The sequence below is a fragment of the Ruegeria sp. L11 genome (genome assembly GCF_056531755.1).
In genome coordinates, this window is sequence record NZ_JBQFMI010000006.1 from 107,886 (window position 1) to 129,609 (window position 21,724).

At 58.9% G+C, this 21,724-nt stretch carries 19 protein-coding genes; 13 read left to right on the forward strand and 6 right to left on the reverse strand.

The window, feature by feature from the left end; genetic code table 11:
• Positions 1–51 precede the first annotated feature (51 nt).
• The 5 genes from ACR0CE_RS12740 (at position 52) to ileS (ending at position 8,499) form a co-directional block, all read left to right on the forward strand.
• Entirely contained in the window at positions 52–762 is a 711-nt protein-coding gene (locus ACR0CE_RS12740) for a VIT1/CCC1 transporter family protein (RefSeq protein WP_267367744.1), read from the forward strand.
• Positions 763–838: 76 nt separating this feature from the next.
• On the forward strand, positions 839–2,155 hold the full coding sequence (locus ACR0CE_RS12745) for an SDR family oxidoreductase (protein ID WP_480832753.1): 1,317 nt from the start codon (positions 839–841) through the stop codon (positions 2,153–2,155).
• Positions 2,155–2,634, forward strand: coding sequence for a DUF2269 family protein (locus ACR0CE_RS12750; RefSeq protein WP_480832789.1), 480 nt, complete (start codon positions 2,155–2,157; stop codon positions 2,632–2,634). Before ACR0CE_RS12745 ends, ACR0CE_RS12750 begins: the two co-directional genes overlap by 1 nt.
• A gap of 79 nt (positions 2,635–2,713) precedes the next feature.
• Complete coding sequence (locus tag ACR0CE_RS12755; protein WP_480832755.1) at positions 2,714–5,422, forward strand: DUF2339 domain-containing protein; 2,709 nt, start codon at positions 2,714–2,716, stop codon at positions 5,420–5,422.
• A 164-nt stretch (positions 5,423–5,586) separates the two neighbouring features.
• On the forward strand, positions 5,587–8,499 hold the full coding sequence (gene ileS / locus ACR0CE_RS12760) for an isoleucine--tRNA ligase (RefSeq protein ID WP_480832757.1): 2,913 nt from the start codon (positions 5,587–5,589) through the stop codon (positions 8,497–8,499).
• A gap of 42 nt (positions 8,500–8,541) precedes the next feature.
• On the opposite strand, the gene ACR0CE_RS12765 is transcribed toward ileS, so the two are convergent.
• The gene (locus ACR0CE_RS12765) at positions 8,542–10,512 is read right to left on the reverse strand and encodes a hypothetical protein (RefSeq protein WP_480832759.1); all 1,971 of its coding nucleotides are present in this window, start codon (positions 10,510–10,512) and stop codon (positions 8,542–8,544) included.
• Between the two features lie 134 nt (positions 10,513–10,646).
• On the opposite strand from ACR0CE_RS12765, the gene ACR0CE_RS12770 reads away from it, so the two are divergent.
• On the forward strand, positions 10,647–11,102 hold the full coding sequence (locus ACR0CE_RS12770) for a methylated-DNA--[protein]-cysteine S-methyltransferase (protein ID WP_480586086.1): 456 nt from the start codon (positions 10,647–10,649) through the stop codon (positions 11,100–11,102).
• Positions 11,103–11,178: 76 nt separating this feature from the next.
• On the forward strand, positions 11,179–11,646 hold the full coding sequence (locus ACR0CE_RS12775) for a hypothetical protein (protein WP_480832761.1): 468 nt from the start codon (positions 11,179–11,181) through the stop codon (positions 11,644–11,646).
• A gap of 22 nt (positions 11,647–11,668) precedes the next feature.
• On the opposite strand, the gene ACR0CE_RS12780 is transcribed toward ACR0CE_RS12775, so the two are convergent.
• The 4 genes from ACR0CE_RS12780 to fsa all read right to left on the reverse strand — a co-directional run bounded on the left by ACR0CE_RS12780 (position 11,669) and on the right by fsa (position 14,909).
• Positions 11,669–12,364 carry a CDP-alcohol phosphatidyltransferase family protein gene (locus tag ACR0CE_RS12780; RefSeq protein ID WP_480518798.1) on the reverse strand — a complete coding sequence of 232 codons (696 nt, stop codon included), beginning with the start codon at positions 12,362–12,364 and terminating at the stop codon, positions 11,669–11,671.
• A gap of 69 nt (positions 12,365–12,433) precedes the next feature.
• A complete protein-coding gene (locus tag ACR0CE_RS12785) occupies positions 12,434–13,354 on the reverse strand; it encodes a tyrosine recombinase XerC (protein WP_480832764.1) in 921 nt (306 codons plus the stop codon).
• A complete protein-coding gene (locus tag ACR0CE_RS12790) occupies positions 13,351–14,058 on the reverse strand; it encodes a DUF484 family protein (protein WP_480483979.1) in 708 nt (235 codons plus the stop codon). The genes ACR0CE_RS12785 and ACR0CE_RS12790 overlap by 4 nt, the downstream gene beginning before the upstream one ends.
• A gap of 197 nt (positions 14,059–14,255) precedes the next feature.
• Positions 14,256–14,909, reverse strand: coding sequence for a fructose-6-phosphate aldolase (fsa, locus tag ACR0CE_RS12795; protein WP_209505487.1), 654 nt, complete (start codon positions 14,907–14,909; stop codon positions 14,256–14,258).
• An 88-nt stretch (positions 14,910–14,997) separates the two neighbouring features.
• On the opposite strand from fsa, the gene ACR0CE_RS12800 reads away from it, so the two are divergent.
• The 4 genes from ACR0CE_RS12800 to ACR0CE_RS12815 all read left to right on the forward strand — a co-directional run bounded on the left by ACR0CE_RS12800 (position 14,998) and on the right by ACR0CE_RS12815 (position 19,896).
• Entirely contained in the window at positions 14,998–17,193 is a 2,196-nt protein-coding gene (locus tag ACR0CE_RS12800; protein WP_480832766.1) for a primosomal protein N', read from the forward strand.
• Between the two features lie 79 nt (positions 17,194–17,272).
• Complete coding sequence (locus ACR0CE_RS12805; protein ID WP_480832768.1) at positions 17,273–18,505, forward strand: MFS transporter; 1,233 nt, start codon at positions 17,273–17,275, stop codon at positions 18,503–18,505.
• A gap of 66 nt (positions 18,506–18,571) precedes the next feature.
• Positions 18,572–19,450, forward strand: a complete 879-nt coding sequence (locus ACR0CE_RS12810; protein ID WP_480473740.1) for a 50S ribosomal protein L11 methyltransferase — start codon at positions 18,572–18,574, stop codon at positions 19,448–19,450.
• Between the two features lie 89 nt (positions 19,451–19,539).
• Positions 19,540–19,896 (forward strand): hypothetical protein, encoded by a 357-nt coding sequence (locus ACR0CE_RS12815; RefSeq protein ID WP_480473739.1) that lies wholly within the window; start codon positions 19,540–19,542, stop codon positions 19,894–19,896.
• A 106-nt stretch (positions 19,897–20,002) separates the two neighbouring features.
• On the opposite strand, the gene ACR0CE_RS12820 is transcribed toward ACR0CE_RS12815, so the two are convergent.
• Positions 20,003–20,218, reverse strand: coding sequence for a DUF1127 domain-containing protein (locus ACR0CE_RS12820; RefSeq protein ID WP_209505505.1), 216 nt, complete (start codon positions 20,216–20,218; stop codon positions 20,003–20,005).
• A 333-nt stretch (positions 20,219–20,551) separates the two neighbouring features.
• Here ACR0CE_RS12820 and ruvC point away from each other — a divergent pair, with 333 nt between their 5' ends.
• Positions 20,552–21,049 carry a crossover junction endodeoxyribonuclease RuvC gene (ruvC, locus tag ACR0CE_RS12825; RefSeq protein WP_209598197.1) on the forward strand — a complete coding sequence of 166 codons (498 nt, stop codon included), beginning with the start codon at positions 20,552–20,554 and terminating at the stop codon, positions 21,047–21,049.
• Entirely contained in the window at positions 21,046–21,723 is a 678-nt protein-coding gene (gene ruvA, locus ACR0CE_RS12830; protein WP_480488202.1) for a Holliday junction branch migration protein RuvA, read from the forward strand. The genes ruvC and ruvA overlap by 4 nt, the downstream gene beginning before the upstream one ends.
• The last annotated feature ends 1 nt before the right edge of the window (position 21,724 follow it).

The window sequence follows — 21,724 nt, forward strand, 5'->3', positions numbered from 1 at the left end:
GCGTCGGACCACACCCTTCTGCACTCTACCTGTGAAAAATAGGAGCAAACCATGACGGACCACGGTCACAGTCCGCAGGAAATTGCCGACCGGATCAACGCTCCGCCCGGGCGCGGTGTGTTGCGCGACGTTGTGTATGGCGGCATTGATGGTTCCGTCACCACGTTTGCCATTGTCGCCGGTGTCGCGGGCGCGGGCCTATCCCCGTTTGTTATCGTGGCACTTGGTTTGGCAAACGTTCTGGCGGACGGGTTTTCAATGGCCGCAGGCAATTACTCGGGGACTAAGGCCGAACTGGACAACATACGGCGCATTCGGGCGATCGAGGAACGCCACATCGCACTCTACCCCGACGGCGAGCGCGAGGAGGTCCGTGAAATTCTGTCGCAAAAAGGGTTGTCAGGGGAAATTCTGAACGAAGCCACCGCCGCGATCACGTCGAGCCACGAACATTGGGTCAACCTGATGATCGAGGGTGAATATGGGCTGGGCAGTGTCGACCCGCATCCGATGAAAGCCGCGTTGGCCACGTTTTTCGCGTTCCTTGTGGCCGGAATGATCCCGCTGTTGCCGTTTTTGGCGTCGGTGGAGAACGCTTTTGAGATGTCGGTCTGGATGACGATGGGGGTCTTCTTTGCGATTGGTGCGTTCAAAAGCCGGTGGTCGTTGGCGCCCTGGTGGCGGTCAGGTATCGAAACGCTGTTGATCGGTGGTCTGGCGGCACTGATCGCGTATCTCGTCGGGTCTCTGTTCCATCCATAAATGTCGCAGCACGGTGGTCGCGACTGGTCAAAACTTCCCGGATAGGTAGAGTGGCGCAAAACAGGTGCAAAGGCCGATGGCAGATCACGAGCTTTCTGGAAAGAACGTATTGGTTCTGGGTGCTTATGGGTTCATCGGCACCGCCGTCACGCGGGCATTGTCGGCCGCGGGTGCCACAGTTCAGGGCATGGGGCGCAATCTTGCCCAAGGGGCAAAGGTCCTGCCGGGGGTTTTTCTGAAACAGGGCGATATGCGCGATCTGTTGCACAAGGACGATTGGCAGGACCTGCTGGCAGACGTCGATGTCGTGGTGAATTGCGCAGGGGCTTTGCAGGATAACGCGCAGGACAACCTTGAAGCGGTGCACCATATGGCGGTCGCAGCCCTTGCAGGGGCCTGCGCGGCAGGTGGCATAAGCGTTGTTCAGATTTCGGCCATCGGAGCAGAGCCGGACGCCAGCACGCATTTCCTGCGCAGCAAGGCACGCGGAGATGCCGCTTTGCGCGCATCGGGCGTAACACTTTGGATCCTAAAGCCGGGGCTTGTTATCGGGCAAACGGATTATGGGGGAACGGCGTTGCTGCGAATGCTGGCGTCTGTTCCTTTTGTTCAACCGCTGGCTTACCCCGATACACCCGTTCAATGCATCGGGATGCCCGATCTGTGTGACGTGGTGATTGCTGCCGTTGCCAGTCGCCTACCGCAGGGTAATTACGATCTGGTCGAGGATACCCCGCATAGTTTGTCAGACGTGGTACGCTGCACGCGGCAGTGGCTTGGGTTTCCTGCCGTGCGCTTTCATGTAATCTTGCCGCCTGTCCTGACAAAAGCCGTTGCGACCATTGCCGACTGTTTGGCCTTGTTGGGTTGGCGGTCTCCGCTGCGCAGCACGGCGATGACGGTCATGGCGGATGGCGTGATCGGCGATCCCGGCCCTTATCGTGCAGTGGCCGGGCACGGAATTGCATCCATGCCTGAGGTCTACGCCATGCTGCCTTGCACGCGCGAGCATCGGTTGACCGCGCGGATGGCGCTATTGATGCCGCTGATCGTTGCAACACTCAGCCTGTTCTGGTTGCTGTCGGGCCTGTTTGGGCTGGCGAGTTTGTCCACGGCTTCTGGTATGCTGGTCGAAGCGGGGTGGTCATCCGCCTTGGCGGTGACCAGCGTTGTGTTCTGGTCCCTGATCGACATTGCACTTGGTCTGGCCATCCTGTGGCGCCGATGGGCGGCGCGGGCCTGTGTGGCGCAGTTGACAGTAGCCATATTCTACCTGATTGCCGCTTCGGTCACGATGCCGGAATTGTGGTTAGATCCGCTGGGGCCGTTGGTGAAAATCCTGCCCGCGATGATCCTGTCGCTTGTGGCGTTGCCCTTGTTTGAGAGCCGATGATGGACCCTGAACTGATCTTGCGATGGCTGCACGTCATAGGTGCATGTGTGCTGCTGGGAACAGGGGCAGGGATCGCCTTTTTCATGCTGATGGCGCACCGGACAAACGACCCGCGCGTCATCGCCCATACGGCGGGTATCGTGGTACTGGCCGACCTTCTGTTCACCACGACCGCTGTCATCCTGCAACCAGTGACCGGAGCTCTGCTTGCCTGGCAGATCGGGTGGTCTTTGGGTGAAGGTTGGATCGTGTTGACTCTGGTGCTTTATGTTTTGACGGGCTTGTTCTGGTTGCCGGTGGTTTGGGTTCAAATCCGGTTGCGCGACCACGCGCGCACGGCGGCAGAGCGGGGAACGCAACTGCCACCGGTGTATTACCGCTTGTTTCGGTTCTGGTTTGCTTGCGGGGTTCCGGCATTTCTGGCGGTTTTGACCATCCTTTGGCTGATGATCGCCCGTCCGGCGATTTCGGTACTTTAGATTTGTCACGGCTTTCCTGACTGTTGCTGACCGACAGCACAAGATAGCTTGGCCGAAATTACGGATCGGAGAGACTCGGTTGGAAACGCTGCTTGTTCTTATTGGCCTGGTTGTTCTGGCCATCCCGGTGACCTTGATTGCACTTCTGGTCGGGCATTCCCGATTGCGTCGCCGGGTCGAACAACTGGAAGGGCAGATCAATGCGTTGGTGTCGGGTGATGCACCGGCGTCGCTGCAACCGGAACAGGATGCACCTGCACCGCAACCTGTGGCAGAGGAACAGGTTCACAGCCTGGGGCCGTGGGCCGCGCCAAAGCGACAGGAAGACGAAAGCGCCGAAGATGTAGACACCGACGCCGCTACGCCTGCAATTGTATTTCGCCATGACAGGTTTGCTGCGCTGGGCGCGTGGCTGCGTGAGAACTGGTTTTACGCGGTCTCGGCCCTGTCGCTGGCATTGGCCGGTATTTTCCTCGTGCAATATGGCGTTGAGAATGGATTGTTACCTCCGACGGCCCGCGTTTTCGCCGCGCTTGGTTTCGGCTCGGCTTTGATTGTCGGGGGCGAGGTTCTGCGCCGCAGGTTCGGGGATGACGAAGCGGTGGCCACTGCCTATTTGCCATCGGTCTTTTCGGGGGCCGGCCTCGTCACCTTGTTTGGGGCAATCCTGTCTGCGCGGCAGCTCTATGGCTTGATCGGGGCCGAGACGGCATTGGCAGGGATGGTCGTTGTCGCGCTTGTTGGTCTTGTTCTGGGGTGGTTCCACGGCCCGCTGTTGGCTGCGGTTGGACTGATCGGAGCTTTTGCTGCACCCTTTCTGGTTGGAGGCGCATCTGACGATCCCTCGTGGCTCTATGCCTATTTTCTTTTGGTTGCCGTTTTGGGGCTGGGTATCGACACGGTGCGGCGTTGGGCGTGGATTTCGGTTCTGACGTTGGTCGGGGTTTATGCGGCAAACCTGCTTTTGATAAGTGGCGCTCCGAATACGGAACCGGGATATCTGGTCGCGACAACAGTGCTGGCACTGCTGGCAACGGCCATTCCGGTACGGCGCGTTTGGCCCGATCATGCAGGGTGCATGATGTCTCAGGTGATCCGCACCCCCGGAACCCGCCCATGGCCCGAGTTTCCAACTCGGCTCGCAGCCGGAGCGATTGCGGCCAGCACAGCAATCCTGTCCTGGCATTGGGCAGACTCAGCGGCTGAATTCTGGTTGGGTGTCTGCCTGCTGTCCGCCCTGCTTCTGGCGCTGCTATTGTGGGCCAAGGATGCGCCGGCCCTTCAGGATCTGTCCGTCCTGCCTGCGACGGGCCTTGTGTTTTTTGTTGCCTCTCACGGCCTGGAATACGGCGCAGTTCTGCGCAGCTTCGCTGACACTTATGCCGAGACGCCCGAGGCCGACTTTCCGATGGCAGCCACCGCGCTGGTTGCTTTGGGCGCGTTTATGTCAATTTTGATGGCATTGCGGTCATTCAGGGCAAACCAGTATCGTGCAAGCTGGGCCGGGGGCGCTGTAGTTTTTGCACCCGCGCTGGCTATCGCTTTGGAAATGGGCTGGCATCCTGCCACGGTTATCGGTGCGTACGCTTGGGCCCTGCACGCGATTGTCCTGGCAGTTCTGATGGTGGTTCTGGCCGGGCGTTTTGGTCGCGCCGATGGCGATGACCGGATGCGGGCTGCTCTGGCCACGTTATCGGCGCTGTCCTGTCTGGTCTTTGCTTGCGTCATCGTGCTCAGTTCGGCCGCGCTGACGATTGCGCTGGTGGCCAGTGTCGTCGCAGCAGCAGCCTTGGATCGCAGGTTCACTTTGCCGCAGATGAGTTGGTTTATCTGGGCCGGTGTCTTTACCGTCACGGTGCGCTTGGTGCTTGACCCGGGTCTGGACTGGGCCAATGCGGTCCCGGTGCCCGAAATGGCGATGGTCTATGGTGCGGCCACGTTGGGTTTCGTGGCTGGCTGGTGGCTGTTGCGTCCCTTGCAGCGGCCGGTTGCAGCACTGTTGCTGGAAAGCGCGGCATGGGCGACGGGCGGCATTCTGCTGTCCCTGTTGCTACTGCGGTGGCTTGAAGGTTTCGGTGAAGGCGGGGCCGACAACAGCCATTGGGGTCTGGGCCTGCTGGCGGTCATCTGGCTGCTGCTGGCCTTCGCTCAGGTTCAGAGGTTTGGGCTGGGTGGCAAGCTGAATTATGCGCGGTACGTGTTGGCGGCGTTCTTTGCCGGTCATGGCGTGTTCCGACTGACCCTGGCTTTGACCGACCAAAACCCGCTTCTGAACCCCGACACCGACCCGGTGCTTGGCCCACCGGTTCTGAACACCCTTGTCCTTGCCTATCTGGTGCCTGCACTGACCATCGGATTCTCGGCATGGCGGATCATGGACATGCCAAAGCAGATCAGGCTGGCAAGCTATGCCATTGCGGGTGCGTTGGTTGCCGTGTGGTTCGGGTTGACCATCCGCCATGTCTGGCAGGGCGCAGCAGGCATGTTTGAAGGCAACGGCGTCACGCAGCCCGAGCTTTATACATATACCCTTGTTCTGCTGCTGGTCGGGGCGGCGCTGTTCTACCAATCTCTGGCACGTGGTTCGGATGCGATGCGCAAGGCGGGGCTGGTGGTGATAGGGCTGGCTGTGGCCAAGGTCTTTCTGATCGATATTGCTGGTCTGGGCGGGCTGATCCGCGTGTTCTCACTGCTGGCGCTGGGGCTTGGGCTGGCCGGTCTGGCATGGTTGAATCGCTGGGCCAAGCTGCGCCATTCGCCGCATGGGCCGGAACCTCTGGACCATTGAAGGCAGGCGTCTTATAAGCGCGGCCATGTATGACCGGACGGCCATCATTATTCGAATTATATCCCCGGCGCTCTGACCCTCTGAGACGCCGGGCAAAGGTGTTTGAGAATTCGCACCGACCGCTTCGATCCTAGTACGACCAGATCATCCAAAGGACGCTCAAAATGTGCGCCGACACAACCCAAACGCCTGACTATAAAGACACGCTGAACCTGCCCAAAACCGATTTTCCCATGCGCGCGGGCCTGCCTGCACGCGAACCCGCATGGCTGGAGCGGTGGGAGACCATCGGTGTCTATGACCGCCTGCGCGAGAAAACGGGGCGCAAACCCTTTACTCTGCACGACGGCCCCCCCTATGCGAACGGCCACCTGCATATCGGCCACGCACTGAACAAGACGATCAAGGACATGATCGTGCGCTCTCATCAGATGATGGGCTTTGACGCGCGTTACGTGCCCGGTTGGGACTGCCACGGCCTGCCGATCGAATGGAAGATCGAAGAACAGTACCGCAAGAAGGGCAAGAACAAGGACGAGGTGAACATCGTCGACTTCCGTCAGGAATGCCGCAAGTTCGCCGAAGGCTGGATCGACATCCAGCGGGAAGAGTTCAAGCGCCTGGGCATCACCGGCAACTGGCCTGATCCCTACATCACCATGGACTTTCATGCCGAGGCCGTGATCGCCGACGAGTTCATGAAATTCTTGATGAACGGCACGCTGTATCAGGGCTCGAAACCCGTGATGTGGTCGCCCATCGAAAAAACCGCGCTGGCCGAGGCCGAGGTCGAGTATCACGACAAGGAAAGCTTTACCATCTGGGTGAAGTTCAAGGTCATGAACGCGGGTGATCTGGATGATGCGTTCGTCGTAATCTGGACCACCACTCCCTGGACCATGCCGTCGAACAAGGCGGTCGTGTATGGCAACGACATCTCCTACGGCCTGTACGAAGTCACCGGCGCGCCTGAGGAATGCTGGGCTAATGTGGGTGACAGATTCCTGCTGGCTGACAATATGGCCGCAGATGTGTTGGGTCGTGCCCGTCTGAACGACGATCAGTGGACCCGTGTACGCGGTGTCGCCACCGATGAACTTGAAGGTGTTCAACTGACCCACCCGCTGGCCGGGGCCGAGGGCGGCAATGGCGAATGGGACGACCTCCGCGACTTCCGCGCGGCTGACTTCGTGACCGATACCGAAGGCACCGGTTTCGTCCACTGTGCGCCGTCACATGGTATGGAGGAATTCGAACTCTACCGCGATTTAGGCATGTTGGAGCAGGTCATCACCTATAACGTGATGGATGATGGTTCGTTCCGCACCGATCTGCCGTTCTTTGGTGGCAAATACATCCTGTCCCGCAAGGGTGGTGAGGGTGACGCGAACAAAGTTGTCATCGACAAGCTGGCCGAGGTCGGCGGGCTGCTGGCGCGCGGCAAGATCAAGCACAGCTATCCGCATTCATGGCGCTCGAAGGCGCCGATCATCTATCGCAACACGCCGCAGTGGTTTGCATCCGTTGACCGCAAGCTGGACGACGGCATGGGTGAGATGGGGGACACCATCCGCGAACGTGCGCTGCGCTCCATCGACGAACTGGTGAAGTGGACGCCGCAGACGGGGCGCAACCGCCTCTATTCGATGATCGAAGCACGCCCGGACTGGGTTCTCTCGCGCCAGCGTGCCTGGGGCGTGCCGCTGACCTGTTTCACCAAGAAAGGTGCCTTGCCAACCGACGCGGATTACCTGCTGCGCAACGCCGAGCTCAACGCGCGCATCAAGGCGGCGTTTGAGAAAGACGGCGCGGATATCTGGTACACCGACGGGTTCAAAGAGAAAATTCTCGACGGCATCGCCAACCCCGATGACTACGATCAGGTGTTTGACGTGCTGGATGTGTGGTTCGATTCTGGATCCACTCACGCCTTTGTTTTGCGCGACCGCGAAGATGGGACCGAGGACGGCATCGCCGACGTCTACATGGAAGGCACCGACCAGCATCGCGGGTGGTTCCATTCATCCATGTTGCAGGCTTGCGGCACCAAAGGCCGTGCGCCATATCGCAACGTCGTCACCCACGGCTTCACGCTGGATGCCAAGGGCAACAAGATGTCCAAATCGTTGGGTAACACCATCGTACCGGAAGAGGTCGTCAAGCAGTACGGCGCCGATATCCTGCGCCTTTGGGTGGCTCAGACCGACTACACGGCCGACCAGCGGATCGGGCCGGAGATCCTGAAAGGCACCGCCGACAGCTATCGCCGTCTGCGCAACACCATGCGGTTTATGCTGGGCTCGCTGGCGGATTTCACCGAGGCCGATCGCGTTGCACCCGAAGATATGCCGCGTCTGGAGCGCTGGGTGCTCAGCCGGCTGGCCGATCTGGATGAGCAGGTTCGCAAGGGCTATGCGTCCTTCGATTTCCAGGGCGTATTCAGCGCGGTCTTCACCTTTGCCACGGTTGACCTGTCGTCCTTCTACTTCGACGTCCGCAAGGATGCTCTTTATTGTGACGGCGACACGCCGCGCCGTCGTGCTGCGCGGACGGTGTTGGATATCCTGTTCCATCGCCTGACCACGTGGCTGGCACCGGTTCTGGTTTTCACCATGGAAGAGGTCTGGCTGGGGCGCTTTCCGGGCGACGATAGCTCGGTCCACTTGGTCGACTTCCCGGAAACGCCTGCGGATTGGCGCGATGCCGAGCTTGAGGCCAACATGGCAAAGGTGCGCCGAGTGCGCCGGGCCGTGACAGCCGCGCTGGAAATCCAGCGCCAGGACAAGGTGATCGGCTCAAGCCTCGAAGCGGCCCCGATCGTGCATGTCGATGATGGCGATACCCGCGATCTGCTGGCCACGTTCGACGTGGACGACATGTGCATCACCTCGGGCCTGACCGTGACCGGCGACCCGGCCCCTGCCGAGGCGTTCCGTGTGCCCGAAATCGAAGGCGTGGCCGTCGTGTTCGAAAAAGCAGAAGGCGAGAAATGTCAGCGCTGTTGGAAAATCCTTCCTGACGTGGGCCGCCACGCCCATGTCGGAGTTTGCCGACGCTGCGATGAGGCGCTAAGCTGATTGAAACCGCCCTCTCGATCCTTCGAGGGGGCGTTTTTCGTTTCACGTCTGCGCGGATTGCGGTGTCGGATTAAACAGGTCAAAGCCTATGGCTGAGTCCTTCAGGGCCTTCCAAACCTGATAATCCGTGAAATATCCGGTGTGACCACCGGGCTCGACCGGAATGTTGCGGTTTGCGGAAATCAGCCCGCCTTCAATCTCGGTCCCTACAAAGTCATCCTGCCTGAAGATGTTGAACCATGCGGCGTTCAGGTTTTTGGGAACGACTGTGAACATCTCGGGAAAATAGCGCTGATAGATATGGGTCACAGGACAGCCCATTGTAATCAGCGTCAGGGTGCGCCCATTGATAAGCTTTTTCACGCGTGGATCAGCCAGCATTTGCGTGGCAATCACCGTGCCTTGTGAATGTGAGATCACTGTGATGTGGTCCGCGGCAAAGATATCCACCACATAATGCAGCGTACGATAAAAACGTTCATCAATCGCCTTGCGATCCGGATAATTGCGCAGCCTCGTTTTCAGGTCCGCTGTCAGTAAACACTTGTCGCGAATGGCATAGGTGACGATGTCCCGTGCCACACCCAGCCCTGCTGCGACGAAATCGGAAAAGCGGTACATCAATGCTGTTGCACCCAGGACGATCAGGCCAATCTCGCCCTGTTTGCTTGCCAGTTTGTTCAGAACCCGGCCAATCAGGTTGCAATTGTCCGTTCCGATTTGGCACAGGGGATCGACGTGCTGGCTCAACGCGATTTCTCGGATAGTGACCATCGCCAGTACGATTGCACCGAACAAAAAAACCCATTGTGCAAAACGATTGAGGATGGCGCGGCTGATCAGCCCGTCGCGGATATGTAGGTTCGCCTTCAGCCTTCTGCGACCGGCAAACAGGCCAACACCGACAAACGCAAGCAGGACAATTGCCGCGAAGGCAACACTGAGTGTTTCGATGGAGTCACTGAGGAAATTGTCAAAAAGACCGGTCAGTTTTCCATCCGACAGCCCCGGAATCGTGTCGAGCATTTCCCGCAGCATTAGCCACAACCCGGAAATGAAGAACATCCAGAACACCAACATGCCTGCACATATGCTGGGGTACAGCCGCCTGTGTTCTTTCAGATTGTCTGCCTGAACCTTTTCATCAAGGCTGGTCGCAGAAAGCACGTACAAAATGATTGTCATGAAGATTAGAGAAGCCCAGAAAAACGCGAGCAGGTAGACCTGAAAAGCTACAAACTGCTCCAGCGCCGAAGGGCAAACCGGGCTGTCCTGCAAGGGTGTGCAGGCTCGGATTTCCAGACCAAGCGGACCAATGATCAGGCAGATCAGCAGCAAGAACCCCATCCCGAAAATGCCGCGCCAGAATACGCGTCTCAGATAAGTCGGGGCTGTAAAACTGCGCCTTAGTCCGTATGCGGCCCCTCCGGCGTAAAGCGTGAACAAGAGCCAGAACAGCAGGATCGTGCTTTGAAAGAAGATCCCGGGAACGCGATCAACCATCACGGCGAGCGCTCCGATCAGAAGATAGGCATTCAGGGTCGCAACTGCGCCGAAGAAAACCCAGGTAAAAAGGTGAACCAGCCGGGCGGCCAAAGTGTTCCTGCCGTTGGCTTGGTCCGCGGCCACATCCGCGCGGCTATGCGTTTGTTCGGCATTGTCCATGGCCAGATAACCCAGCGCGAGAACAACCCAGATCAGGTCCAATGCTGTCTTAATGGCTCCCTTCGGGGCAGGCGAGCGGTCGGCCCAGAAAACCTCGGCAAACATGGCCTCGTCCTGCGGTGCTGACGGTTTCGTCACCTTGCGCAGGTTGACCGGGAATAGTTTTGCGCTTCGGGGCGTGCCGTCGAAGGTTGTTTCGGCCAGTTCGATCATCCCGCGCTGAACCTCAATCGGGGGTTCGGGATTGCCATCCAGCCAGGTTGTCGCGGCCCCGACAACCTGATCGACAGTCTCACCGGGTATTTGTTCGCCAATTCCGTGAACCGTCAGGATCAAATGACGACCCATCTCATGCTCCAAATCTCTTTTTGACAATGCAGCCAAGCTAACATGATTGCGGCATTTCGCAAAATCCGCGCGTCGCGCAGACCCCCGTGGCTTCGCCACTTGAACTTGGAGGATTGATCTGAAACCGTCAGCCCATGGCGATGATTGCAGTTGATACTCAGTTCGGAAGACTTGGGATCGAGGAAACGGATGGTGCCCTCACGCGGCTGGTCTGGGACGGTCAGGACGACGGCGAACCAACAGCTCTGCTGCGCGAGGCGGCGGCGCAGTTGATGGCCTATGATGCTGGACGGCTTGACCGCTTCGATCTGCCCTACCGCATCCATGGATCGCAGTTTCAAAGGCAGGTCTGTGATCTTATGTATGCCATTCCTCTTGGGGAAACGCGCACCTACGGGGATATCGCCAAGGCGCTGGGACAACCGGCGCAACCGGTCGGTCAGGCCTGTGGAGCAAACCCGATTCCCGTTATTATTCCATGCCACCGGGTGCTGGCTGCCAATGGGCTGGGCGGGTTTTCCGGGTGCGGCGGGATCGAGACAAAGGTTGCACTGCTACGGCATGAACGGGCGGCGGGTCTTTTGATCTGAGCCTCGAAATTCGGTTGCAATCCGGTTCTGGGAAGCACAACTTATATCAGTTGCTGAATTTGAAGGATCGCATTGAATGAGCACCGAAAAAGATCGCGCAGCCCAGAAGAAGGCCATTATCGACCGGTTGATGTCGCTTGAGGCGGAGGAACTTGCAACGGCGCAGGCCCATTACGATGCGTTTCTGAAGGATGCCCAACTGGATGACCGGGAAGGCCACGACAAGGATGACATAGCCGCATCGCGCGAAAATGCCGATCTGGCGGCTGCGTTTGACGCGCCTGTCCATGCGCATCATGCCAAGATCGATGTGATCGAGAATACCGATTTTGGTGTGACCGATACAGTCAGGCCGGGATCGGTGATCAGGTTCAACAACCGCAGCTTTGTCGTCTGTGTTTCGACGACCCGGTTCGAGGTGGGTGGAGATACATATATGGGGATTTCGACGCAAAGCCCGATCTATCTGGCCATGGCCGGTCTGCGAGCGGGTGACGTCTTTACCCATAACGGTACTGAATTTGAGGTTCAGGACGTTCTTTAAACCCGGTCCGGCAGCGCTCGTGTCAGGTACGGCGCTGCGGAATGACCTGTTGTGCGATACCCGCAAATGTCAGGTACAGGCTGGCGATGACCAGACCCCAGTGTGCCCAGCTTTCGGGATGAAAATCGACCCATGCGGCCCAGCCCGCAAAGAACGTCCATGCAAGGGCGACCGGCAAGGTCACACTGCGCCAGCGTTCGGTGCGCACGGGGTGAACGAACTTCAAAGGTAGAAACATCGCAAGCGACAGCAGTGTGACCAGCAGCAGGATGATCCAGAAATTGGGTTCAAGCGCGAAGATCACGACAACGAACATGTTCCAGCATCCGGGAAAGCCGGAAAAGGAATTGTCCTTGGTTTTCATGCGAGTGTCCGCGAAATACATCGCGCTGGCGAAGGTGATGACAATGATTGCGAACCAGCCGGTCCACCCATCCATCAATCCGGATTTGAACAGCGCAAAGGCTGGAATGAACACATAGGTCAGATAATCGATGATCAGATCCAGCAAGACACCGTCAAACTCGGGCGCGTTCTTTTTGACGTGATAGTGCCGCGCCAGCGGACCGTCGATGCCATCAACAACGAAAGATACAACCAGCCAAAGGTACATTAGGCTCCATTTCTCTTCCACGGCGGCCAGCATGGCCAGCATTGCGAAAACAGCACCTGTGGCAGTGAAGAGATGTACGGCAAGAGCTTTGAATCTGAGTGTCATGTTAGGGTCATGACCGATGCACGCCAGAGATGCAAACCAAAAGCCCGAGGTTTCTGTTCGATGTATCGGTCACGCCTTGGGGTGCGCACGGTTGTAGACCTCCATAAGCCGCGCGGTATCCACTGCGGTATAGGTCTGTGTGGTTGACAATGAGGCGTGCCCCAACAGTTCCTGTATGGCCCGCAGATCTCCTCCGGCGGACAGCAGATGGGTGGCAAAGCTGTGCCGCATGGCATGAGGTGTGGCGGTTGATGGCAGCCCCAGTTGCATCCGTGCCTTAGCCATGACGCCCTGAATCGCGCGCGGGTTCAGCGGACCGCCACGGGCACCCCGGAACAGGGCGGCGTTCTTCGCTTGCGGGTGGGGGCAAAGTTGCAGATACCGGCCGACCGCGTCTCGGGCGGCTGGAAGAACCGGAACGATCCGTTCCTTGTCGCCCTTCCCGACAATGCGCAACGTCTCGGGCAGGGGCGCGTCTGCACCGGTCAGGGACAAGGCTTCGGATATCCGCAGACCACATCCATAGAGCAGCGTGACAACCGCAACATCGCGGGCCGCAACCCAGTCGGACACAGATTGCAGCTCGACAGTGTCAATCATGGCGCGCGCGGCGTCTTCGGCCAGAGGGCGGGGCAGTTTCTTGGTGAATTTGGGCGCGCGGGTCGACAAAACGGCGGTGGGTTCAAATCCCTCTCGCTCGGCCAGCCAACGATAGAAGCTTTTGACGGCGGACAGTTTGCGCGCAAGGGATCGCGCGCCGATATCCCCGCTGCGCTGATCCGCCATCCAGGCGCGCATGTCCGAGACGGTGATCCGTTCCAGCGCCTTCAACCCTTGTCGTTCCCCGTGATGAAGGGTCATGAAAGACAAAAACTCGGTGACATCGCCGCGATAGGCGGTCTGGGTGTTCTGGGACCGCCCCGCCAGCGCGCCCAGAGTGTCCAGCCAGTGCTGGAGCGCGTCGCGGCAAGCAGGTGAGATCAGGTTCACGACAGCCAGTGGCGCATCGAGCGTTCGAATACGCCGGAAAAGAAGGTGAGAAGATCGGTGCCGAGTTGCGGTGTGAAATGCCGCGGATCACGGGCCCCCATGACGATCATGCCCGGCAGGCGACCCGGACCGAGGTCCAGCTTCAGGCAGGCTTCCGAGCGCAACTGATCCGCCAGCGCGCCGAAAACACGTCGGTTCGGCTGATGAGTTTCGCGCAAGGTCACGTCGCGGACAGGGCCGCCGCGACCATTGGTCAGGTATTGGTTGATAAAGCCGGGCTCTGCGATCGTCAGAACGCCTCCAAGCCTGTCGATGGCAGGATCGTTCTGAGCCACGGTGGTTTCCAGAACCAGCGTGATATGGTCAACCCGCAGGATATTTGCGACATCGGCGCCAAGGGCACGCAGGAAATCCTCGAATTCGACGGGTTCCAGCAAGCGCAAAATCGCGCGGTGTACCTGATTGGTGCCTGCAAGGTTTTCATAGGCCGCAGCGATGACCGAGCGGTGGGTATCTTCCAACCGGTCCAGCCGCGCCTCGAGCCGCTGCATGGCAATGCCGCGCAGATCGATCACATTATCACCCCGGGCGCGTTCGTTCGCGGCCACAAGGGCTTGCATCAGGTCCTTGTCGTCCAGAACGACGTCGGGCTCGGCCAGAATTGCCGCGCGGAGATTATCCTCGAGTTTGGGATTGCTGCTCATGTCCTGTCCGGTCTTTTTTTGTTGGGCGGGTTATAGCATGCCGAACCGGATTTGCCTTGGGAAAAATGCACGCAAGAGTGGATTTCCCCGGATGCTGTGGCGGATAGGCTCCCGCCTGCCACGCCTGATCACAGATCAGGCTTTGGGCCGTTGGGCCGGGCGCGGCGCCTGATAGCGCCGCGCGGTTGCACACCAGATCAGAGGATTTTCTGACCGGTTTTGGCCCAGTCTGCCAGAAAGGTTTCCAGACCTTTGTCGGTCAGCGGGTGATCGGCCAGTTTCTTGATTACGGCTGGCGGCGCGGTGATGACGTCCGCACCAATGCGGGCACTTTCGGTGACGTGGTTCACGGTGCGGATCGAAGCAGCCAGAATTTCGGTTTCGAATCCGTAATTGTCATAGACCTGACGGATGTCGGCGATCAGATCCATGCCATCCAGGTTGATATCGTCCAGACGGCCGATGAAGGGCGAAATGAAGGTCGCACCTGCTTTTGCAGCCAGAATCGCCTGATTGGTCGAAAAGCACAGGGTGACGTTGACCATCTGCCCTTCGTCGCTGAGCGTCTTGCAGGTTTTCAGACCGGCCCATGTCAACGGAACCTTCACGGCGATATTCGGGGCAATCTTGGCCAGCTTGCGGCCCTCGGCGATCATGTCGTCAGCTTCGGTGGCGACAACTTCGGCGGAAACGGGACCGTCGACCAGATCGCAGATCTCTTTTGTCACTTCCAGAATGTCGCGGCCCGATTTCAGGATCAGCGAGGGGTTGGTGGTCACGCCGTCCACCATGCCCAGATCGTTCAGTTCAGCAATGGCGTCGATCTCGGCAGTGTCTACGAAAAATTTCATGAGGGCAGTCCTTTGATGGGTTGGCCTTGGTCGCGGATGGCTTTACCTCAAAGAGAGCCATGCTGGAACCCCCTGCAAAGGATATGCTGTGAGCGCTAACGGATTTTTCGACGAGGGAGAGCTGATTGCGGTGCTGACAACGCAACCGCTGGACCGGACGTTGGATTACAAAGCGCCGGAAGGAGGATGCTTTCTGGGTGCGTTTGTCGAGGTGCCGCTTGGTCCGCGCAAGGTGTTGGGCGTTGTCTGGGGGCCGGGGCAGGGTGGATTCGATCTGAACAAGGCGCGGTCGGTGATCCGTGTGCTTGAAGTTGCGCCCATGCGCAAGGAAATGCGGGCATTCCTCGGCAAGGTTGCCGACTACACCCTGACGCCGATGCCCGCGATGTTGCGACTGGCGACCCGCGCGCCGGGGCTGGGTGACCCACCGTCCATGCGCAAGATCTATCGTTTGGGAACCACCTCGCCAGACCGGATGACCGACGCCAGAACCCGTGTACTTGACGTGTTGCGCGACTATGGCGGGTTGGCATTTACGTTAAAGGAACTGGCAGAACAGGCCGGGGTAACTTCGTCCGTTGTCAAAGGCTTGGTCAAGCAAGGCGCGGTTCGTGAAGAAGATAGCCCGCGCGACCTGCCGTATCCGCATCTTGATCCCGATTTGCCGGGAAAGGACCTGACCGAAGATCAGGCGAGTGCGGTTGCGCAGCTTCGCGCCGGGCAACGGGCGGGGAATTACGGCACAACGCTGCTGAAAGGCGTGACGGGTTCCGGCAAGACCGAAGTCTATCTGGAGGCCGTGGCCGAAGCGCTGCGCATGGGGCGGCAGGCACTTGTCCTTTTGCCGGAAATTGCGCTGACCGCAGAGTTCCTGACGCGGGTTGAGGCGCGGTTTGGCGCGCGCCCTGCCGAGTGGCATTCGGGCGCGACCATGACTGAACGCAGGCGCGTCTGGCGGATGGTCGGGCAGGGGGAAGCTCAACTGGTTGTTGGCGCGCGGTCAGCCCTGTTTCTGCCATTTCGCGATCTGGGGCTGGTCGTGGTGGATGAGGAACACGACACCTCGTACAAACAGGAAGACGGGGTGCATTACAGCGCGCGCGACATGGCGGTCCTGCGGTCGGCCATCTGCGGCGCGCGGGTGATTCTGGCCAGCGCAACCCCCTCGCTGGAAAGCTGGGCGAATGCTGAGGCAGGTAAATATGATCGGATCGACCTGACATCGCGTTTCGGCGCGGCGGTGTTGCCCGAGATGAAGCCCATCGACATGCGGGCCGAACAGATGCAGGCCGGAACGTGGATATCTCCGGCTTTGCGACAAGCGGTGCAGCAGCGGATCGAGAAAGGCGAACAGTCGCTGCTGTTCATCAACCGCCGTGGCTATGCACCGGTTACCCTGTGCCGCGCCTGCGGGGAACAGATCGCCTGTGATCATTGCGACGCGCGCATGGTGGAACACAGGTTCCTGAAGCGCCTGATGTGCCACCAATGTGGTGAGACCAAGCCGATGCCCGAGATCTGCCCTTCCTGCGGGGTCGAGGGCAAGCTGGCCCCGGTGGGGCCGGGCATTGAGCGTTTGGCCGAAGAGGCCGAAGCAACCTTCCCCGAGGCCAGGATTGCCATGCTGAGTTCTGATCTGTTCGGCTCAGCCCGCGCACTGAAGGCCAAGATCGAAGAGATTGCGGCAGGGGACGCCGATATCGTCATCGGAACGCAATTGGTGGCCAAGGGGCACAACTTTCCCAAGCTGACATTGGTGGGGGTGATCGACGCGGATCTCAGTCTGCATGGCGCAGACCTGAGGGCCGCTGAACGAACATTTCAGCTGATGCGACAGGTTGCGGGGCGTGCCGGTCGGGCTGAAAAACCAGGGCAGGCGCTGTTACAGACTTTTCAGCCGGAACATCCGGTGATCCGGGCGATTCTGTCGGGTGACGAAGAGGGCTTTTGGAAGGCCGAGGCCGCCGGTCGGCAAGCGGCCGGTGTGCCGCCCTATGGTCGCATGGCCGGGATCGTGTTGTCGGGGCCCGAGGTCGGCCCGGTTTTCGATATCGGCAATGCAATGGCCCGCAACGATGCGCCCTTGCGCGCTATCGATGCTCAGGTCTTTGGCCCCGCGCCTGCACCCATTGCGCGTATACGTGGCCGCCACAGAGTGCGCTTGTTGGTGAAAGCCCCGAAAGGGGCGCCGATTCAAGATGCCATTGCCCGCTGGATCGCCCCATTGTGTCTCAAGGGTGATATTCGCCTGACCGTCGATATCGACCCACAAAGTTTTTACTGACCTCTGCATCTGTGCAGGGTGATTGTGCGCAGACCGCTTCCCTCTCGCCAAAGCAGTGAAATGGGCGTAGAGGACTCTCATGCTGAAACCCATGCCCCTTGCCGAGGCGCAGAGCCTTCCGTTCTGGCGTCGCCCTGTCACGCTTCTGTTCGTGATGGCCTTGACCATGCCCATCGCGTTCAACGCGTGGAGCGCGCTGTTGAACAACTTCGTCATTGAGGCAGCGAATTTCGACGGGGCCGATATCGGCCTGCTGCACACGGTGCGCGAGATTCCGGGCTTTCTGGCGGTCGGCGTGATTGCCGTCATCATTTTCATTCGCGAGCAGGTGCTGGCCATGATCTCGCTGATGATGCTTGGGGTCGCAACGGCTTTGACGGCGTGGTTCCCAAGCCTTGGCGGATTGTTGTTCGTGACCTTGTTCAGTTCAATCGGGTTTCACTACTATGAGACTGTGAACCAGTCGCTTCAGCTGCAATGGCTTCCCAAGGATAGCGCACCGCAGGTATTGGGGTGGCTGGTCGCTATGGGCTCGGCAGCAACGATGGTGGTGTACGGGCTGATCGTTCTGACTTGGGAGCGGTTCGATCTGTCCTACAACTTTGTCTTCATGGCCGCTGGCGGTGCAACAGCTTTGCTGGCCCTGTTTTGCCTGTTCGCCTTCCCACAATTCGATGCCCCCACGCCGCAAACCAAGAAACTGATCCTGCGCCGTCGATACTGGCTGTATTACGCTCTTCAATTCATGGCGGGCGCGCGGCGACAGATCTTTGTCGTCTTTGCCGGGTTCATGATGGTTGAGAAGTTCGGCTTTGAAGTGCATGAGCTGACCAGCCTGTATCTGATCAACCTGATGATCAACATGATGGTTGCTCCGTTGCTGGGTAAAGCAGTGGCCAGGTTTGGCGAACGGCGCACGTTGATCTTTGAATATACCGGTCTGGCAATCGTGTTCGCAGCCTATGGTGGCATCTACTGGTTTGGCTGGGGCGTGCTGTTGGCGGCGACACTCTATGTCATCGACCATGTTCTGTTCGCGCTGGCGCTTGCACTTAAAACCTATTTTCAGAAAATCGCCGATCCGGCGGATATTGCGCCAACTGCCGCAGTCGCGTTCACGATCAACCATATCGCCGCTGTATTCTTGCCCGCGTTGCTGGGTTTGCTCTGGGTCATGTCGCCAGGCGCCGTATTTGGCCTAGCGGCGGCGATGGCGGTCGTTTCTCTGCTGCTGTCCCTGCTGGTTCCACGCCACCCGGAACCGGGCAATGAGACCGTCCTGAGCAAATACGCGCCAGCCCCGGCGGAATAGGCCGCAAAGCTTGACGTCGGCGGCGCACCGTCCTACGCGCAGTGCCAACTGACACAGGAGTTCCGGATGCCCACATTCACTGCGCTGACCACGCTGACAGGTAAGAAAGCCGCCGAAGGTCTGGGCGAAGCGATGGAGCGTCTGGAGCCCGAACCAACCGGCGTCGGTGTGTTCGAGGTCGAAGACGGTTCGGGCCTGTGGGAAGTGGGTGGATATTTCACCGAAGCCCCTGACGAGGCCGCACTGGCCGTTCTGGCAGTTGCCTTTGAAGCCAAACCTTTTGTTGTGTCGGAATTGCCTGAAACCGATTGGGTGGCCCATGTGCGGCGCGAGCTTGCCCCGGTTGAGGCGGGCCGCTTTTTTGTCTATGGTAGCCACGATGCCGACAAGCTGCCCGACGGTCGCATTCCACTGCTGATCGAGGCGGCAATGGCCTTTGGCACCGGGCATCACGGTACCACGCTGGGATGTCTGAAAGCTCTGGACCGGTTGTTGGATGAAGGATTCAGTGCCTCGAAAGTAGCGGATATCGGTTGCGGCACGGCCGTTCTGGCCATGGCGGCAGCCCGGGTATGGGATGGTGATTTCATTGCCAGCGATATCGACGAGGTGGCCGTTGAAGTGGCCGAAGCCAACCTGAAGGCAAACGGTATGTCCGGCGCGGTTCGGTGTGTTGAAGCCGCAGGTTTCGATCATCCCGACCTCAAGGCACACGCACCCTACGATCTGATCTTTGCCAATATCCTCAAAGGGCCTTTGGTGGCCTTGTCACCCGAAATGGCAGCGAATCTCCGCCCAGGTGGGCATGCGATCCTGTCGGGAATCCTTAACGAACAGGCCGATGACGTGGTTTCCGTTTATTCACAAAACGGGTTCAATCAGGCCTATAGGGCCGAGATTGGTGAGTGGACGACCCTAATTTTAACCAAACAGGGCGCGAATTAGGCCATTTGCAGGAGTTTTATAGGTTTTTGCCACGTTTTTGTCGCAATCTCTTTTTACCGTTTTCTGAATGAAGTCGAGGGGGGCGGTTTTTGGAGGCTGCCATGACGGGTAAACAACTGGAGTTCAATCAGCGCGTAAATCGCCTGAACAAGAAACACCAAAAGATGAGCCGTGGCTATCGTGCGACGATGCGCAAGGATGGGCTGGTTGTGATGAGGCCGCAGCGGGTGAGCTCGGCGGTGCCAGCAAAGGTGCTGTTGCTTACGCTTGTGGGTTTCTTCGCCTTCAAAGCATTTCTTTTGTCCCACCTTAGTCCCACCGGCTATCAATATCGGATCGACAGCCTGAACGAAGGCACACCAGTCGAAAAAGCCGGTGCCTGGGTGATGCAAATCGATCCTGTGTCGCAAGCCCTCGCCACTCAGCTGAACAAAGTTTTCTACTAATCCGCTCCCTCGGATTAAAAAAACACCGCGTACCCTTACGGTGCGCGGTGTTTTTGTGTGCCCCTCAAGGGAGGAGGAAGGGGCATATAAGTGTTGGGGTCGGTTCTTAGCGGCGACCTTCGGCAATGGTGTCGATGTCACCGCGGCACAGGCCGATATCATCCAGTTCGCGGTCGGTCAGACCGGTCAGCGCGTTGCGGGTTACGCGGGCGTCATTCCATTCAACTGCGGCGTTAACGGCCGATACGAAAAATGCGCCGATACGGCCAACAAGGCCGAACGAGCCAGTGGTAGCGACGCGGGTTGTGTCCAGTGCAGCCATATCCTGTTTCCTTCTGGTTAGTGTTCACATTGCATTTCTGCGATCTGCGGGGCATCTAGTGCCGTCATTTCGTTCGCACAAGTTCAGTTTTTGCATGTGTCCTATGCGTTTTCTGCAAGGCTTCACGAAGTTGTAATCCCCTTAAACAATTGGTGAAAAAGCCTTTGAGAAAGTGTCGAATTCAGACTTCACTGGGTCGCAAAACGCGCCCGAAGTCGCGCCTGAAGCACGCGTGTCGTTTTCAGCCCTGGGGTCAATTCGCTTGGAAAATGTTCACGCTTCGTGCTAGGCGTTGAAAAAAGATCACACAACCCGAGCAGGCCGAGGCAAAACATGCGAATTCTGGGCATCGATCCGGGGCTTAGAACCCTGGGATGGGGCGTCATCGAATCAAATGGCAGCCGCCTGAGCCATGTGGCCAATGGATTATGCAAATCGGATGGCGACGATCTGGGCGAGCGGTTGCTGTCGCTGCACAATCAGATTGTCGAAGTGATTGCGGATCACAGGCCCGATCAGGCTGCTATCGAACAGACATTCGTGAACAAGGACGGGGCCGGAACCCTCAAGCTTGGGCAGGCGCGTGGCGTGGCGTTGCTGACGCTGGCACAGGCCGGTCTGCCGGTGGGGGAATATGCCCCCAACCGGGTGAAAAAGACCGTGGTGGGTGTGGGTCATGCCGAGAAAGAGCAGGTTTTGCATATGGTCAAACTGCAATTGCCGGGCTGTTTGCCGAAAGGGGCCGACGCGGCGGATGCACTGGCGATTGCGATCTGCCATGCCTATTACGGGAAAACGCAACAGGCGCGTGTGAAAGAGGTGCGGGCATGATCGGCAAACTGACAGGGCGGCTGGATTACCGCGCGGTGGACCATGTGCTGATCGATGTTCGGGGCGTCGGCTATCTTGTCTATTGTTCCGACCGGACCTTGGCGGCATTGCCGGGGGCGGGTGAGGCGGTCTCGATCTACACTGACATGGTCGTCCGCGAAGACCTTATGCAGCTTTACGGGTTTCTGTCGCTTGTCGAGAAAGAGTGGCATCGCCTGCTGTGCTCGGTCCAGGGGGTCGGCGCGAAGGTGTCGCTGGCGATCCTGAGTGCACTGGGGCCCGACGGTGTCAGCCGCGCAATTGCCCTCGGGGACTGGGGCGCGGTCAAGGCGGCCAAGGGCGTCGGGCCAAAAACCGCCCAGCGGATCGTGTTGGACCTCAAGGATAAGGCACCTGGCGTGATGGCCATGGGCGGCACGATTGCTCAGGCGATGGACGGGCCGGAACTCGAGGTTGTTGAACCGAATGACACTACGCCCGCGCCGAGACGTGTTTCGAAACCGCCATCGGGTGCAGCGGCCGCGTCTGCCGGGGCGTTGTCGGCGTTGGCCAACCTTGGATATGGGCCGTCCGAGGCGGCAGGTGCCGTGGCTGAAGCGGCTGCCAGTCAGCCGGATGCGGACGAGGCTGATCTGATCCGCGCGGCCCTCAGGCTGTTGGCTCCGAAAGGGTAAG